We start from the raw sequence: 16,460 nt of genomic DNA on the forward strand, positions 1-16,460 counted from the left end.
GAGACCTTGGAGATGTCAATCACAGAGATTTCGGTTCCCTTCTTGTCTTCCATTGCGGTGACAGCATAGGCAACGAGCTCATTTGTCGTCATACTTCTTTACCTCCTTTAACCATTGATAGCACTCTTCTGTCTTTTGATCTGCGCGAATCTGTTTCGATGCGAGATAGCGGAGGGTATCCGCTGTGATGCGATAGACACAAAAATCAAGGTCCTGAAATGCCAGCCGACGCATTTCCGCAAGATTATCGGCACGGTCGCGATTCGGCTCAATATAGTCGGCCGTAAAAACAATTTTTTCGAGCAGAGACATCTCTCGACGTCCGGTTGTATGCCAGCGAATGGCGGAGAGAATTTCCGGCTTTGTGATGCCGTATTTCTGTTCGGCGACAACGGGGCCGATGATGGCATGCCAGATCTGCGGTGCGGCCATATCCGCCGTCGAAAAAAGGATACCGGCTTTTTCCGCAATCGAGAGCGATTCCTTTTTGTCGTATTCCTTGGCACAGTCGTGCAACAATCCCGCAAGCTCCGCATCTTCCACAGATGACTGATAGCGCATTGCAAGCGCTGCTGCCGTATAAGCGACACCAAGCGTATGCTGATAGCGGTCGTTGCTCAGCTTCTTCTCCAGTTTGCGGCGTATTTCGGCCATTTCTTTCCGGTTAATGGCGAGCCTCCTTTCTAACGGCGGTACAGGCCCTCTGCCCGGATGTAGTCATAGACAGCAGGCGGAAGGTACTGCGCCGCACTCTTTTTGCCGGCGGCAAGCAGGGCGCGAATGTGCATGGATGAAATATCAATGAGCGGCGCCGGAATCAGTTCAATCCGCGCGCCAAAGAGCGTACGGAGGTGCTCGGCGTGCTCATGCAGACTCGTATGTCGGTCCGCATATTCCCGCGCCGCGACCAGCAGGCGCGCATCGCGGCAGATGTCGGCAGGCGCATGCCAGAATTCCAGCTGAAAGAACGAATCCGCGCCGAGAATCAACGAAAAAGCGCAGTCCGGATAGGTCTCGCGGAGCAAAGCCAGGGTGTCGCTGGTATAGGAGAGTCCTCTCCGTTTTGCCTCAAAGTCAGAGACACAAAACGCTTCGTAGGGTGCCGTTGCAAGTTCGGCCATCCGTAGACGCTGTGCATAGCTTGCCAGTTTTCTGTCCTGCTTATGCGGCGGCGCCGCCGCCGGCATGAACCAGCAGGCATCCAGCGGAAAATGTGAGCAGGCTTCTTCCGCGAGTTTCAAATGTCCGTTGTGAATGGGATCGAAGGTTCCGCCGAGAATTGCAATCTGTCGCATGGCCGTTTAGTCGCGCGGCAGCACAATCTTGCGGTGCTTCTCTTCTTTGGCCTGCCGGTACAGCACGATTTTTTTTCCGATGACCTGCACAACTTCACTTTTTGTGCGAACTGCGAGGCGCGCCGCCATATCCTTCGGATCCTCCAGACAATTCTGAAGCACGGAAATCTTGAGCAGTTCGTGCTTCTCAAGCGTTTCATTGACGGCTTTTGTGAGTTCCGGTGTGAGTGCAGCCTTTCCAATCTGGAAAAGAGGCTCGGTTGTCATTGCGATTCCCTTTAAAAACGAACGCTGTTTGCTGTTCAAGGCATCCTCCCTTATTTATAATAATCAAACTCGTGTCCGTACATACGAACGGTATCTCCGTCCTGAATACCGGCGCGCTCCAATTCCTCGAGAATTCCGCTGTCTTTCAGGAAATTCTGGAAGAAGTTAAAGCCCTTCTCCGACTCCAGATTGGTATAACCGAGCATTTTCTCGATGCGCGGTCCTTCCACGACAAAGACATCACCGTCGCGCTCGATGGTGTAGGGCAAATCCCGATCGGAGAGATACGAAATTTCCATCTCCGGTTCGAAAACGGTGACTTCACGCTTCATATTGCGAAGAATTTCCAGAATGCCGTAGGTCAATGCGCGAATGCCTTCGCCGGTGACACCGGAAATCGGATAGAGCGGCAAGTCCGGAAAAGCCGCGCGCAGGCGGTCTATCGGGTTTTCCTCTCCTTCTTCGACCTGGATGCTGTCAATCTTATTGGCGGCAATGATCTGCGGGCGCTTCAGAAGCGCGGGATCGTATTTTTCCAGCTCATGCCGGATGCGTTGTACATCCTCTACCGGATCTCTGCCTTCCGTCGAAGCGGCATCCACGACGTGAACCAGAAGCTTGGTTCTCTCCACATGGCGCAAAAAATCGTAACCGAGTCCCACACCCTCCGAGGCGCCCTCAATGAGACCGGGGAGATCGGCCATCACAAAGCCTTCGCCGTCATCAAAATCGACCACGCCGAGATGCGGCCGCAGGGTTGTGAAGTGATAGTTTGCAATTTCGGGTTTCGCATTACTGACACGGCTGAGCAAGGTGGATTTGCCGACATTCGGAAATCCGACCAGTCCCACATCGGCAATGACCTTCAGCTCCAGACGCACAAACATGCCCTTGCCGGGCTGTCCGGGCTTTGCATAGTTCGGCGCCTGCATGGTCGCCGTGGCGAAATGCATATTGCCGACACCGCCTCTGCCGCCGCGCAATACGACCAGCCTCCGGTTTTCACCGGACATATCGGCAATCACCTTTCCGCTTTCATCATCGCGAATCACAGTTCCCTCGGGAACGCGAATCACGAGATCTTTTCCGTCGGCACCATGGCAGCGCTTTTTGCCGCCGGGCTCACCGTTTTCCGCGACGTACTTCCGGACGTGACGGAAATCTGCCAGGGTATTCAGGCCGTCATAGACTTCAAAAATGATATCGCCGCCTCTGCCGCCGTCACCGCCGTCAGGACCGCCGGCCGGCACATAGAGCTCGCGGCGAAAACTGACATGCCCGTCGCCGCCCTTGCCGGATTGAATAAATATTTTGGCATTATCTGTAAACATCGTTTTCTCCTGTGCGCACTGCGCATGACAAGCTGTATTCTGTGAGAATGCAAACGGGCTTCATACTGCGCATGACAAGCTGTATTCTGTGAGAATGCAAACGGGCTTCATACTTAGCAGTATGAAGCCCGGTCTTACACTACAGCTTTCGTTCAGTTTTACTCAGCAGCTTCTGCTTTCGGGTAGACAGAAACTTTCTTGCGATACTTGCCCCATCTCTCGAACTTTACAACACCGTCTGCCGTAGCAAACAAAGTGTCATCACCGCCTCTGCCGACATTGACGCCCGGATGAATGTGCGTGCCTCTCTGTCTGTAAAGAATGTTACCGGCCAGAACAAACTGACCGTCTGCCCGCTTTGCGCCAAGACGCTTGGACTCGGAATCACGACCGTTCTTGGTCGAACCGACACCTTTCTTGTGAGCATGCAGCTGAAGGTTCATCTTGAACAACATCATTACACCTCCTGATCTTTGATCATCAAATATGGATTGCCGTACGCCTCTCGAACAGTCTGATATCCCAACAGGAGAGACTGTAAAAGGAGCTCGGCCTTTGCGTTGCGCTTGCCCAAGAGCTTAAAATCAAAACTGCCGTCTTCTTCACCGAGATGAACTTCAAACTTGGCATTCGTCAATTCCTCGACGGAATTCGCAAAATTGAGTTCCAGCGCCGAAACGGCTGCACAGACAATGTCGACGGTTCCGTCTCCGTAGTCTGCGTGACCGAGGGAGTGGATTCCCACTGCCCTTCCGCTCTTATCGCGTAAAATGTGTATTTCTATCATGCCTCAGGCATTGATCTTGTCAATCTTCACCTGGGTGTACAGCTGTCTGTGGCCGTTCTTCTTGTGATAGCCGAGCTTCGCCTTGTACTTGTAGACAACGACCTTCTTGGCCTTTGCCTCTCTCAGCACAGTCGCGCTGACACTTGCGCCGGACACCGTGGGTGCACCGACAGTCATCTCGCCGTTGTTGACTGCAAGCACTTGATCAAACGTAACTGTCTGACCTGCTTCAACGCCGAGCTTTTCAACTCTAATGATGTCACCTTCCGATACCTTATACTGCTTCCCGCCAGTCGCAATAATCGCGTACATATTGGTACCTCCTTCAATCATTACTCGCCAACTTTGGTGTCTGCCGAAAGGCAAAACTTAAACCTTGTTGTGCGGCATACTCGTACATATTACTGAATAAAATCCATTCTGTCAAGAATTTGGCGAAAAGAATTGTTCCTGTAAACTCTTGCCGCGGCGCGGACGAATCAATTCCGCGAGGTTGAGCTGTGTTATATCGACAAAGCGGGTTGCCACAGAGTCATTTTCCGCGAGTGCGGTCAAGGTCTCCGTGAGCTCTGTGACATCAGCCTTGTCCGCAAAGTCAATGAAATCCACGAGGATGATGCCGGACAGATTCCGGAGTCTCAGCTGACGCATCAGCTCTTCCGCTGCCTCCCGGTTGGTGCGTCGCAATGTGGCTTCCTTATCCTTACCGCGCACATCCTTGCCGCTGTTCACATCGATCACTGTCAGGGCCTCGGTGCGCTCTATGACAATGTTGCCGCCGCTCGGCAACCAGACGCGGCGGGACAGAGCAGACTGCACAGTCGTCTCAAGGCTATAGACAGAGGCCAGTTTGAGCTTCTCATCGGTATACAGGCGGAGCGAGCAATATGCGTTAAGCGCGACAGTGTTCACCGGTTCGCCGCGAAAGCGCTCCGGCAGATTTTTTTGATACGCTGGCATCTCGGCGGGGGGATTTCCGCTCAGTTCTTCGTAGATGTCCGGTAGATCCGTGACCAGTTCGATGCTCCGTTTTTCCCGCCTGCACTGTGCGAGTATCTGTTCCCACTGTCTCGGAGCCGGTTTTAAGCAGCGCGGCGCCTGCAGGAAGGCAGCGCGTGCCAATACAGGGTCATTTTTCCGGAAGACAGCCGCCCGGGCGCTGTATCCCTTTTTCGCATGTGCATCTTTCCTGATTTCCACGAGGAGCTCTGTGCCCTCGGTAATTTTAGAGGGCAGTGCCCCGGTCGCGAGTCGCGGCAGGCGGCCCTTCTCCAGATTTAAATAGGCGGGCTGTTCCTTGCCGAGATCCAAAAACGCAGCATTCAGGTTTTTTTGTACATGAGAGACACGCGCCAGATAGATGGCGCCGACCTCGCTGTCATTCTCCCGCGAAAAGGCAAGTTCCACAGGCTTTGTGTCCTGAAACCAGGCGGTCAAAATCCCGTCGCGAAAGTCGCACACAACCAGTTTGTCAGAAGATTGTTCCATAGCTTTCCAGTGTCTTTCCGGCGCTGTCATAGAGTTCGGTGCGGACCACACGGCGCGGCATTGTGGCAAACGGGCGCGCTGTATCCAGAGAAAACAGTGCCGAGAGCAGAAGCTCCGGCTTTAAATTGGCCTCACTGCCCTGGGCGACTGTGCAGCGCAGGCGATTGTCCTCACAGCGCAGCGTGTGAATCATGGGACGAAGGTCGATTTCGCGGAGGTTCCCTTTTTTTCCGGTCTTCTGCACCGGAATTTCTTTGCGCTGCAACAGTTCATCGACTGCTACGCGAAGGGAATGTTCTTCGTCGCCGGACAGGCTTCGATAGGCACTGCCGTCGGCGAACCGGCCGGCAATTTTGTCCTCCGGTGCAACAGCCCGGAATAAGATTTCGTAATCCGCCGTATGGACAATCGACATACAGTTCGGCGAGTCGTCGGGAAGGCGCAAAAAAGAGAGAATTCGGATACCCTCCGCCATCTCGCGGTTCAGACGCTCGACAGCTTCCTCGCTGTGCAGTGCGGTTGCGCCCTCTTCCGTGATGCGGAGGTCAAAGTATTCCGCCTTTCCCTCGAGTCCCATGCCGAGGGGAGCCGCAAAGCTCATAATCTGATGAGGGTGAAAGCCTTCCGAATAGGCGACCGGGAGCTCCGCACGCCGATTTGCCTTCTGAAAATAGCGCATCATATCCAGATGTCCGACAAAGCGGAGATTCCCTTCCTTGGAAAATTTAATTCTTGTTTTCAAAGCAGACTCCTCCCTGATAAGACGTTGCGCCGCAGCCGGAGCAGTGCTCGCGGCAATTGGGTGTCACTTTTCCCTCCAATGCGCTCTTCCACTCGCGCTTTAAGAATTCCTTGCTCACACCGCAGTCGATAAAATCCCAGGGGAGCAGTTCATCCGTGCTGCGTGTGCGCTGGGTGTAAAAGTCCGGATCCACGCCGCAAGCCGCAAAAGCATTAGCCCAGCGCTCCGCATCAAAGTATTCGGTCCAGGCATCATAGATGGCACCGTCCCGGTATGCGCGCTCAATGACATCGGCGACACGGCGGTCGCCGCGCGCAAAGACGCCCTCCATCAGGGTGGTGCCGACATCATGATACTGGTAGCGAAGACTCTTCCAGTTCTTCTCCTGCTTAAAAGTTTCTTTCACAAAACGGGCGCGTTCTTTATACTCTTCAGCCGAGCACATGGGAGCCCACTGGAAGGGCGTAAACGGCTTCGGCACAAAGAAAGAGGAACTCGCGGAAATCTGTACCCTGCCGACGCGCTCACTCTTCGGGATTTCATCGTAGAAGAGATCCGCGACTCTCTCGCAGAGATCCGGAATTCCCTTTCTGTCCTCCTCTGTCTCCGTCGGCAGTCCCAGCATGAAGTAAAATTTAACCTTGGTCCAGCCGCCGTGAAAGGCCGAGGAGACGCCGCGCATAATATCCTCTTCCGTGATGCCTTTGTTGATGACATCCCGAAGACGCTGGGTGCCGGCTTCCGGCGCGAAGGTCAGAGAACTCTTCTTGACATCCTGAATGCGCTGCATGACATCGAGCGAAAAAGCGTCAATGCGGAGAGACGGCAGTGAAATGTTGATTTTGCGTTCTTTTGTGTACTGAATCAGATACTCCAAAAACTCCTGCAAGCGGGAGTAGTCGCTGGAACTCAGGGAGCTCAGGGAAATCTCTTCGTTGCCTGTGATTTTCAGGAGCTTTTCCGCATAGCGCTTCAGGTACTCGACCGAGTGCTCGCGCTGCGGACGATATACATTGCCCGCCTGACAGAAACGGCAGCCGCGAATACAGCCGCGCATGAGCTCGAGGACAGATCTGTCCTGGGTCACGCGGATAAAGGGCACCAGAGGGGTGTCGATAAAGTCTGCGCGGTCCAGCACAGACATGACGAGACGGCGAACGGACGCTGGGGCCTCGGGACAGAGCGGTTCAAAGGAGGCAAGCGTCCCGTCTTCCCGATAGCGGGGTTCATAGAGGGAAGGCACATAAATACCGGGCAGGGCAGCCGCTTTTTTGAGGAAAGAAATCCGGTCGCCGCCCGCTTCCTTGTGCGCGAGATAGAGATCCAGGAGTTGATCATAGATGACCTCTCCCTCTCCCATGTAGAACAGGTCAAAGAAAGGTGCAATCGGCTCCGGATTATAGGTACAGGGACCGCCGCCGATTACAATCGGATCGCTTTCCCTGCGGTCTGTAGCGCGAAGCGGAATCTCAGAAAGTTCCAGGACCTGCAGGATATTGGTGTAGCACATCTCGTACTGCAGTGTGATGCCGAGAAAATCACATTCCCGCACGGGACGCTGACTCTCCAGCGTAAAGAGCGGAATCTTTTTTTCGCGCAGGATTCGATCCAAATCGGTCCACGGCGAGAAGACACGCTCACAGTAGACATCCTCGCGGCGGTTGAACATGCTGTATAAAATCTGAATTCCCAGATGGCTCATGCCGATTTCATAGACATCCGGAAAGCACATGGCAAACCGGAGTTTCACCTTGTCGGGGTCTTTTATGACACTGTTGATTTCGCCGCCGATGTAGCGCGCCGGCTGTTCGATCTGCAGTAAAATCTCTTCGTCCAAAGCGAGTTTTTGCATTATAATTCATTCCTCTCGCGGTCTTCCCGCATTTGTAAATAGTGATCCAACGCCTCCAGATAATGCAGCGGCACCGCGGACATCTCCCGGATGCGAAACTGTCGATTCATTTCCATGTAGGTGAAACTCTTCCGGCCGCCGGCTACCATGCGTGCCGCATAGTAACTGAGCTCCTCATAGGGGAGCAAGTAGTACTCTCCCCGCGCCGTAAAGGAAATCAGCAAAAAGGAAATGCCGCGCTGCTGCTCAAAGTCACGCATAAAGGCAAGCTGATGTTCGTGGATATTGGCGAGCGGAAAGGTATCACTCGCACATTCTTTTGCGTCAAAGCAAATCGGAATTCCCTGCACGACACCGATATAGTCGACGGTGCTCTGCTTCTCAAAATAGGCCAGGGTAATACAGCGGTGATTTTTGCTCATTTCGACCGGCGTGATGGGGGTCGGAATTTTTTGTACCAGCGCAAGTCCCTGCGTCCGATAGACCTCATTGCTGCGGTTAATGAGCTCCTCAAGCAGGGAGCCGCGAAGCCCGCGGCTGTTCCAGGTTCCCATTTAAAAAGCCTCCGGAAACAGCTGCCGGAAAGAATCGGGCGGCGGCGCAAGAATGCTTTGCCGATGCAGCGCGCCGAGGACACCTGTCTCCGCCGGAAATTGCACCTGAAAGGCGTGCAGGAGCTGGTATCTTACGCCAAGGCGCTTTGCGAGGCGCGCATTTTCCGCCGGATCTCCGTACTTCGGATCCCCGAGTATGGGGTGACCGACGGCGGCCAGTTGTGCGCGAATCTGATGAGAACGCCCGGTCAAAAGCTGCACTTCCAGGAGGCTGATGCCATCTTGCACTGCTAACGGGCGGTAGGCAGTCTGAATTTCCCTGTCTTCCGCACGGCTCTTTCGGCTGTGAATCTGTACCTGATTTTTTTCTTTGTCCTTATACAGAAAAGCAGAGAGCCGCTTGGCCTCTCTGACTTCTCCTTTGACACATGCAAGATAGTATTTCTGAAGCCTTTTATCTCTGAGCTGCACGGAAAGCTCCTCGGCCGCAGCGCGTGTTTTTGCGGCGAGTACCAGCCCTGAGGTGTTGCGATCCAGACGATTCACAACGCCGGGCCGGAAACCGTTCGGGTTTTCCGGTTGAAATTCATTCCGGGAGATGAGATACGAAAGCATGTACTCGTTGAGGGAGACATCCGCAGGCGTTGCCTTTTGGGAGAGCATACCGGCCGGTTTATTTACGGCAAGAAACACCTCATTTTCCAGGATGATCGCCGCGGGAAAACCGTCCCAGCGCGGATAGCGCCGGGAATCCGGCTGTGTTCCGGCAAACTTTCGAAAAGTTTCCTCCGAGAACCAGAGACGGATTACATCGCCTGTCTCCACTCTCTCGCTACCCTCTGCTTTTTTGTCATTGCGGGTGATGTTTTTCTTGCGGAGCATGCGGTGTAAAAAAGCAGTGTCTGCCTCGGGCAGAATTTTTGCAAGGAAACGATCCAAACGTTGTCCCGCCGCGGCAGCTGCGATTTTATATTCCTTCAATGCGTCCTTTCCTCCTCAGAATGAGAGTCCGAGCAAGGTGCGCTTGCACTTCAGAACCTTTTCCCGTCTTTCTTTCGGGAGCGCGTCCAGAGAAAAGCGCGGCAGGTTGTCAACCGCCTCAAAGAAGCCTTTGTCGCCATAGCCCAGAACAATCTTAAAACCGATGTGATCCACTGTCATATAGTGCTCGAGATGCTGCTTCAAATCAGCCTGCTGCGCTGCGTTGCCGCAGCTCTGGACATAGCACTTGCCGTCGGTAATCAGCAGAAAATCCACCGGAAATCCGGTTTTTTTGGTCATAAAAATGCAGTCGTAGAGCAAAATGCCACGGTCCTCGATGCGCTGTGCGTAAGCATGGCGTTCCTCGGAGGGTGTCTTTGCGCGGGATGCGATAAAAGACATCACGATGGCGAGAGAAAGCGGGATAACGGCCAGAACAATGAAGACCGTGAGTATAGTGCTCGGTAATTTGCTGATTCTAAGGGACAGCATAAACAAGAAGTACATCACAAGGCCGAGCAAAATGCCGCTTGCCATGAGACGGAACTGGTGCCAACGTCTATAACCATACATGCCTTTTTTCACGATTTTCATCTTGTGTTCTCCTTTGTCTGCCACAACTCTCTGTAGTCTTTAATCATAGCAAAAGCTAATTGCATTTTTTCCGCGCGCAACGATTCCGAGAAGCTGTCTTCGACGGCATAAACACGCATCCCTGCGCGCTGTCCCGCCTGTATCCCCTCCGGTAAGTCTTCAAAGACAGCACAACGAGACGGTTCCGCACCGAGGCACTCGGCTGCCCGGAGATAGATTTCCGGATCCGGTTTACCTTTTTCCACATCGGTGCCTACGACAATCGCATCAAAGTAGGAAGCGATTCCGTGCGCCTTAAGCACAGCGTCAACCATGGGGCGCGCATTGCTGGTTGCAATGGCGAGTTTCCGCTTTCTTCGCCGAAGCTCCCGCAAGAAAGGAAGGACACCCGGTTTCAGAGGTGTATCCTTTGCGTAGCGCTCCATCGACAGTTCTTCCCAGTCGCGCAGCATTTTTTCTTTACTGTCCGGAATATGAAAGTGTCTCTGAAAATAGTCGGCCACTTCGCCGATACCCATGCCGCCGAGCAGCTGGGATAAATTTTCCGGGGCTTCGATTCCGAAACGCGCCAGATAAATGCGGTCAATTTCCTTCCAATGTCCCATCGAATCCACAAGTGTGCCGTCGAGGTCAAAAATGACAGCGTCATACGCTTCGAAGGAAAAAGGAACCGCAGCATTGTCTGCGGCCGCAAATGCGAGAAGGCTGCTCTCTTCTGCCGGACTGAGCTTTCGGAACTCACCTGTCTTCAGGCCGAGATCGGAAAGACGCAGCGGCCCCATCGAGAGACGGCGCAGCTTTTCGACCGGACAACCGAGTGCCGCAAACATGCGCTTTACCTCGTGAAATTTTCCTTCGAAAATGGTGAGCAGAGCCGGATTGTCGCTGGTGTCGAGTTGCCCGGGTAGAAACCGGGTTCCGTCTTCGAGCGTCATGCCGGCTGCGATTTGTGCGGCTGCATCCGGCGGGAGTGTTCCCGTGTAATGTACTTCGTACTGTTTCGGCACCCGTTTGGACGGCGCAAGTAAGCGATGAACCAGTGCACCGTCGTCTGTGACGAGCAACAGTCCCTCGGTATCAATGTCGAGGCGACCGCAGGGAGCCAGACCTTTTCGCTGTAAGCCCATATAGGAGATGACTGTCTCATGACGCCGGTCTTCGGTTGCGCTCAGTACACCGGCCGGTTTGTTGAGAACCCAGTACTCGTTGGCGGCAAAGCAAAAAGGCGTGTCATCCAGTGTGAGATGCATGGTGTCCGGATCCAACTTTTCTTCCGGATTTCGCACCGGAATTTCATCTCGCTTTAAGCGCCCCGCCTTTATTATTTTTTTGACCTCTGTTCTGGTTCCGACGCCGGCAGAAGCCAGCAGTTTATCTGCCCGCATCAAAGTCATCGCTGCATCCTCCATCCCGGCAGGTAGAGATTTTTGTAGCGCTGTTTATCCTGCTTGATAAAACCGAGGGGATAACCGTCGACACAGAACAAACGGAAACCACTGCCGCTGTCCGTTGCTTCCAGCGTTTCACCGCGGAGATAGCGGCGCACGGCAGGATCATCCGCCGAATAGGAAATCGGATTTTCAAAATCTTCGGCGCGAAGGTACATGGCGAGCGCCTGGGAAGGTTTGAATCTGCCGTGAGAAATCTGCCCGAGCAAGAGACCTGTCCGCAAATAGCGGAGCGGCGCCCGCAGAACAGTCGCCTCCGGCAACTGCAAAATATAGTCGCCCTGCAACTTGAGGCGCGATGGATCCGGCTTCCGGGCGGAGGCGGAAAAAAACTCATCGAGCGCCGGCTGCAACTGCCGCAGCAACTGCGTTTCCTTTTTCCCGGGGAAGGCAGTATGCGCCGTGACGATGTTTTGTGCTTCTCCGGACTTTTTGAGACGCGCAACAAAATGCCCTTCGGCTCGCGCCTTATGCGGGAACAGGCGCACGGTTCCCGGCAAACAGGCCGAGGCTGTGAGCCCGTGTTCCGCAGGAATCGGATCGACGGAAAAGTCCGGATGGCAGTCCAGAAAGGCGGCAATCTGATTTTCATTCTCGTTGCGGTTATAGGTGCAAGTCGAATAGAGCAAAGTTCCTCCCGGGCGGAGCATATCCGCCGCATCATTGAGCAGTTTGGACTGCACGGGACAGTAAAAGTCCTTGCCGTGTTCCAACCAGGCCTTGATGACAGCCGGGTGTTTCCGAAACATACCTTCGCCGGAACAGGGAGCATCTACCAGAATGCGGTCAAAAAAAAGCGGGTACTCGTTCTTTAATCTTCCGGAGTCCTCGCAGCTGATACAGCAGTTTCCGATGCCCATGAGCTCAATATTTTTGAGCAGGGCCCTGGCGCGCGAAGCGCTCAGATCATTGGAGAGAAGGAAACCCTCTCCCTGTAAGTCATCCGCAATCTGCGTGCTCTTTCCGCCCGGTGCCGCACAGAGATCCAGAATGCGCTCACCCGGTTTTGTGCCGAGCAACGCTGCCGAAGACATGGCGGAAGGTTCCTGCATATAGTAAAGTCCTGCATAATAATAAGGATGTGAAGTATATTCCCCACCGGGTTCACAGTAAAAGCCGTTTTTTGTCCAGGGAACCGGCTGTAAGGTGCCGAAGGTTTCCGACAGCTTTTCGGTGCTGATCTTCAGGCGGTTGACGCGCAGTCCCGAGAGCGGCATTTCATCCATGGATGCGAGGAACGCTTCATACTCGACTTCGCCGAGCAAGGTATGCATTTCCTCGAGAAAGGACCGGGGAAGTCGATCGATTTGCAAATGTATGCCTCCTATGTATAAAAAGAGTTTGCACGGAGGCAAACTCTTTTCGCTGATTACTGCTGTTGTTCTACCGCCTGCGCAGATTCATTGCTTGCGGCAAGTTGCTGACGGTTGGCTGCAATCTGATCAAAGCTCTGCCGGAAGGCCAGCTGCAAGGCCTGATTTCTCGCGTCAGCCTCTCTGGAGGCATTGCCGATGATATTCTGGACATTCAGCAGTAACTCATCCGTATACTGAATCGAGCTGAGTCGTATGCCGTTTGCCTCTGCCTGTGCGGCATCGACAATGCTCTGGGCCTGCGCCCTTGCACTCTGCAAAATTTCATTGGCAGTTGCCGTCGCCTTCTGGACGATTTCGGATTGATTGACCAGTTGCTCCGTTTTCTTGGAAGCCTCATTGACCATGGTATTGTAGCGAGCCTGGGCATCCAGCATGATGGCATTCTGATTGCTCAGAATCTTCTTGCTCTGATCCAACTCTTCCGGAATTGCCATGCGGAGTTCAGATAACTTCTCCTCCAACTCTTCTTTCTGGACAATAATCTTTGAGGCGGAAAAGGCCGATGGTCTGCACTCCTCAATGTAATCTTCAATCTCAGAAATCACCTGCTCTATTCTGCTCATGCCTCTGCTCCACTTCCACAATCCTGACTATGACTGTATTTTTCCATAATCTTCGCGGCGACGCGACTGTCTACAAAGGCGCTGATATCACCCTGATAGGCTGCAATCTCCTTGACGATACTGGAACTCAAATAGGAATACTTCAAATTGGTTGTCAAAAATACGGTGTCAATATCGGGTGCAATCACACGATTGGTCTGCGCAATCTGCAGCTCGTACTCAAAATCGGTCACAGCCCGCAGTCCGCGCACCATCACCTGTGCACCCTTTTCGTGACAGTACTTAATCGACAGTCCGTCAAAACTCTCGACTTCAATATTTTTGATACCTGCCGTTATTTCGCATAGCATTGTAACACGTTCTGCTGTCGTGAACAACGGTGATTTTGCTTTGTTGTTCAGGACGGCAATAATCAAATGATCAAACATTTCGGAAGCGCGTTTGATGATGTCAAGGTGTCCGTTTGTGACCGGATCAAAGCTGCCCGGATAGACCGCAGTTGTCATGCCTCGTCATACCTTCTCTGGAGAAAGATGTGTTGATTGGTTTTGTATTCTTTGATTTTGAGGACCGAATACCCCAAGGCCTCAAAGCGGGTGGGGTCTGCCTCAATATCTGTCTCGACGATGAGGAGCGTGTTCGCCTGTAATAAAGCGGTGGGCAAAAGCTGCGCAAGCGCCCGATCTTCCAGGCCCAGACCATAAGGCGGATCCAGAAAAATCAAATCAAACGCTGCACCCTCGCGGCCGGCCAGTCTGGTAATGGCAGCGGAAGCATCGGTCGTGAGCAACTCGGCTCTGTCGTCAAGATGGGTGTGTTCCAGATTTTCGCGGATGATGCGGGCAGCCTTGGGATTTTTTTCGACGATGACAGCAGAGCTTGCACCGCGAGATAAAGCTTCGATTGCAATCCCGCCGCTGCCGCCGAATAAATCCAGGAAACGCGAACCCGGAATTTCCGCTTGGAGTATATTAAAGAGTGTTTCTTTGATGCGGTCCGTCGTGGGACGAGTCTCATCGCCCGGCAGGGTTTTGAGGAGCAGTCTTCTTGCACTGCCTGCGATTACTCTCATCGCTTTCCTCCGTCACCGGGCGCAGGCTGCACGGACCCGGTGCCCGGTTTTTTCTGCGGTGCGCCGGTCGAGATACTGGGATTCGGGGAACCGCTCTCCGTCTCGCCCGGCCCTTTCTTTGCCTCGGTCGCTTTTGTCGCCGGTGCGGTGGTCGGGGCGGCCGCCGCAGAACTGTCGGACGGATTTGCCGTGGCATCCGCAGCGGAACTGCTCTCTGCCGGGTTCGGCTGCGTCGGGACAGGCTTTTTCGGCTCTGTACCGGGCAGCGTATAGACCAGCACAGGTGTTCCGGCCGTCACGTTCTCAAAAAGTGTTTTGGCAACTGCCGGCGGCAAGTTGACACAGCCGTGTGAGCCGCCGGACAGATAGATGCTTCCGCCGAAGGCGTTTCGCCAGGGAGCGTCGTGGAAACCTTCGCCGTTATTAAACGGCATCCAGTAATCAACGGGAGCGGCATATCCCTGTCCGCGGAGCGTGGCATTGCGCTGCTTATAGCTGATCGCATAGGCACCCTGATGCGTAACCGTGCCCTTTGCCTCGTTGCCGGATACGAAATCAGAGGAAATCAGCTGTTTTCCGTCCTTATAGAAATAAAGGTGCTGGGCACTCAAATTGACCTCGACATAGGTAGAGCCGAAATCGGGGCCGTTGAGAGAAGCGGCCTTCTGGGAGAACTCCGGCGTGCGCTGCGTCTTGGTTCCCGATGCGATGGCCTCGCGGAGCCAGCTCTTCTCGGCGTCCTGATTCACCTTCCAGCCATAAGAACCGCTTCGCACGGTGACGGTGGCTCCCCAGCTCGACTTGAGGCTTTTCGGTTTGTTGTAGGTGTCGTACTTGGCCGCGAGATTCTTAATGAACTCATTCAGCTTGCTCTCATCCAGCTTGACACCGCCCTTGCCGTCCGGTGAAATCCAGTTGTGAAGCTGTTCGCCGTTTAACACAACGCCGGAATCACCGGCATAGGAAATATCTGTCTTAAGGTACTGATTCATCGCTGCGGCGGACTTTACGAGAGCCTCATTGTCTGCGCGAATCTCCGGCTCCGTGTAGAGCTTTTCCTGATCCAGATCAATCTCCGGCTGAAGGGTGCAGACTGCTTCTTTTATCTTCTCTGTCGCCTCTTCCGTCTTTAACTCCGTGCCCTCTTCTTCTTTGACAACAGTAAAAGGCTGCCCGCTCTGGTAGCTCGAGATGTGGGCGTTGACCGGCTTTTTGAACGCCGAAGCCTGGAAGCAGGGCAAGGCATCGATTGCAGCTTGAAAGCGTGTCTCATCGAGCTTTGCCATCGTATCGAGCGTTTCCTCATGGCGAGAGAAATAACGCGGCCCCCACGAAAAAATACTCTGTTCGGAGATCAGCTTACTCAGGGTGTCTCCGAAGTCATAGTGCAAATCCACATCCGACGCATGAATTTCGGCATCGGCGTTCTCACGCGCTTTGACTTTCAGGCTGTAATCCGCAATGCCGGCGTTCATCAGCTTCTCAGCATCGACGGCACTCTTGCCGGAGACATCCACACCGTTGATCACTGTGTTCGGCAGGAAGACGCGGTGGTATTTCTGGCCGTAAATGGTATACGAAGCAGCGGTCACTGCAAGGAGCACCGCTGCGGTCAGCAATATTTTCTTTCCGGCAGAAGAATGACGCTTAGGCGGTAACGCGGGTTCTTCGTCATGTGAAAGCGGCGCGGTTTTTTCCGGAACCGCAGCGCTCTCCGGCACGGTCTCCTCTTCTTCCGAGGAGTCTTCGGTTGCCGAAGTGTCAGCGTTTACATAGAAATTATCGGCTTCGGTCTCCGGTTTCATGCCGCTCCACACAGCGTCCTTCTCTTCCTGTACACCGTCATCGGCCTTGACACGCGCCGCATGTGAAAGCGCCGCTGCCGCACTGTCGGAACTCTCCCACTGCAGAGCATCCCCGTTGTCTTCATTGACCGTGACGGGAATCGGCTCATCGTTTTCCGGAAGCACTGCATCCGAGGAATCGGGCTGTTGCACTTCCGTCTCTGTCGTGATTCGCGTTCCGGAGGCGGGCGCCTCTCCGAGATCCAAATCCTCAATCAGTGGGTCTTCGCCCGCCTTCCCCAATAATTCATCCATTCAATATGCTC

At 53.8% G+C, this 16,460-nt stretch carries 19 protein-coding genes; all 19 read right to left on the reverse strand.

All coding sequences use genetic code 11. The features are described from left to right. Window positions 1-78 precede the first annotated feature (78 nt). On the reverse strand, window positions 79-654 hold the full coding sequence (gene yqeK, locus ACO4XG_RS04500) for a bis(5'-nucleosyl)-tetraphosphatase (symmetrical) YqeK (protein ID WP_308508283.1): 576 nt from the start codon (window positions 652-654) through the stop codon (window positions 79-81). A gap of 29 nt (window positions 655-683) precedes the next feature. Continuing rightward, window positions 684-1,295: a nicotinate-nucleotide adenylyltransferase gene (nadD, locus tag ACO4XG_RS04505; protein ID WP_308508282.1), complete on the reverse strand. Its 612-nt coding sequence runs from the start codon at window positions 1,293-1,295 to the stop codon at window positions 684-686. A gap of 6 nt (window positions 1,296-1,301) precedes the next feature. Continuing rightward, entirely contained in the window at window positions 1,302-1,601 is a 300-nt protein-coding gene (yhbY, locus tag ACO4XG_RS04510; RefSeq protein ID WP_308508281.1) for a ribosome assembly RNA-binding protein YhbY, read from the reverse strand. An 11-nt stretch (window positions 1,602-1,612) separates the two neighbouring features. Next, the gene (gene obgE, locus ACO4XG_RS04515) at window positions 1,613-2,893 is read right to left on the reverse strand and encodes a GTPase ObgE (RefSeq protein WP_308508280.1); all 1,281 of its coding nucleotides are present in this window, start codon (window positions 2,891-2,893) and stop codon (window positions 1,613-1,615) included. A gap of 158 nt (window positions 2,894-3,051) precedes the next feature. Next, window positions 3,052-3,345, reverse strand: a complete 294-nt coding sequence (gene rpmA, locus ACO4XG_RS04520) for a 50S ribosomal protein L27 (RefSeq protein ID WP_040799321.1) — start codon at window positions 3,343-3,345, stop codon at window positions 3,052-3,054. 5 nt (window positions 3,346-3,350) lie between these two features. Continuing rightward, entirely contained in the window at window positions 3,351-3,680 is a 330-nt protein-coding gene (locus ACO4XG_RS04525; protein WP_308508279.1) for a ribosomal-processing cysteine protease Prp, read from the reverse strand. Window positions 3,681-3,683: 3 nt separating this feature from the next. After that, complete coding sequence (gene rplU / locus ACO4XG_RS04530) at window positions 3,684-3,992, reverse strand: 50S ribosomal protein L21 (protein WP_009532127.1); 309 nt, start codon at window positions 3,990-3,992, stop codon at window positions 3,684-3,686. A 111-nt stretch (window positions 3,993-4,103) separates the two neighbouring features. Next, a complete protein-coding gene (locus tag ACO4XG_RS04535; RefSeq protein ID WP_308508278.1) occupies window positions 4,104-5,168 on the reverse strand; it encodes a ribonuclease E/G in 1,065 nt (354 codons plus the stop codon). After that, on the reverse strand, window positions 5,152-5,910 hold the full coding sequence (locus ACO4XG_RS04540) for a TIGR03936 family radical SAM-associated protein (RefSeq protein WP_308508277.1): 759 nt from the start codon (window positions 5,908-5,910) through the stop codon (window positions 5,152-5,154). Before ACO4XG_RS04540 ends, ACO4XG_RS04535 begins: the two co-directional genes overlap by 17 nt. Then, window positions 5,894-7,762: a TIGR03960 family B12-binding radical SAM protein gene (locus tag ACO4XG_RS04545; RefSeq protein ID WP_308508276.1), complete on the reverse strand. Its 1,869-nt coding sequence runs from the start codon at window positions 7,760-7,762 to the stop codon at window positions 5,894-5,896. Before ACO4XG_RS04545 ends, ACO4XG_RS04540 begins: the two co-directional genes overlap by 17 nt. Beyond that, a complete protein-coding gene (locus ACO4XG_RS04550) occupies window positions 7,762-8,316 on the reverse strand; it encodes a Holliday junction resolvase RecU (protein ID WP_308508275.1) in 555 nt (184 codons plus the stop codon). Before ACO4XG_RS04550 ends, ACO4XG_RS04545 begins: the two co-directional genes overlap by 1 nt. Further along, window positions 8,317-9,297, reverse strand: coding sequence for an RluA family pseudouridine synthase (locus ACO4XG_RS04555; protein ID WP_308508274.1), 981 nt, complete (start codon window positions 9,295-9,297; stop codon window positions 8,317-8,319). Between the two features lie 15 nt (window positions 9,298-9,312). Next, on the reverse strand, window positions 9,313-9,891 hold the full coding sequence (locus ACO4XG_RS04560) for a hypothetical protein (protein ID WP_308508273.1): 579 nt from the start codon (window positions 9,889-9,891) through the stop codon (window positions 9,313-9,315). Continuing rightward, entirely contained in the window at window positions 9,888-11,285 is a 1,398-nt protein-coding gene (locus tag ACO4XG_RS04565; RefSeq protein ID WP_308508272.1) for a pseudouridine synthase, read from the reverse strand. Before ACO4XG_RS04565 ends, ACO4XG_RS04560 begins: the two co-directional genes overlap by 4 nt. After that, window positions 11,282-12,652: an RsmB/NOP family class I SAM-dependent RNA methyltransferase gene (locus ACO4XG_RS04570; protein WP_308508271.1), complete on the reverse strand. Its 1,371-nt coding sequence runs from the start codon at window positions 12,650-12,652 to the stop codon at window positions 11,282-11,284. The genes ACO4XG_RS04565 and ACO4XG_RS04570 overlap by 4 nt, the downstream gene beginning before the upstream one ends. A 56-nt stretch (window positions 12,653-12,708) precedes the next feature. Next, window positions 12,709-13,278, reverse strand: coding sequence for a vacuolar family H+-ATPase subunit H (locus tag ACO4XG_RS04575; RefSeq protein WP_308508270.1), 570 nt, complete (start codon window positions 13,276-13,278; stop codon window positions 12,709-12,711). Next, window positions 13,275-13,784 carry a pantetheine-phosphate adenylyltransferase gene (gene coaD, locus ACO4XG_RS04580; protein WP_308508269.1) on the reverse strand — a complete coding sequence of 170 codons (510 nt, stop codon included), beginning with the start codon at window positions 13,782-13,784 and terminating at the stop codon, window positions 13,275-13,277. The genes ACO4XG_RS04575 and coaD overlap by 4 nt, the downstream gene beginning before the upstream one ends. Next, a complete protein-coding gene (gene rsmD, locus ACO4XG_RS04585; RefSeq protein ID WP_308508268.1) occupies window positions 13,781-14,350 on the reverse strand; it encodes a 16S rRNA (guanine(966)-N(2))-methyltransferase RsmD in 570 nt (189 codons plus the stop codon). Before rsmD ends, coaD begins: the two co-directional genes overlap by 4 nt. Beyond that, on the reverse strand, window positions 14,347-16,449 hold the full coding sequence (locus tag ACO4XG_RS04590; protein ID WP_308508267.1) for a L,D-transpeptidase family protein: 2,103 nt from the start codon (window positions 16,447-16,449) through the stop codon (window positions 14,347-14,349). Before ACO4XG_RS04590 ends, rsmD begins: the two co-directional genes overlap by 4 nt. Between the last annotated feature and the right edge of the window lie 11 nt (window positions 16,450-16,460).

This window comes from Stomatobaculum sp. (assembly GCF_057248925.1).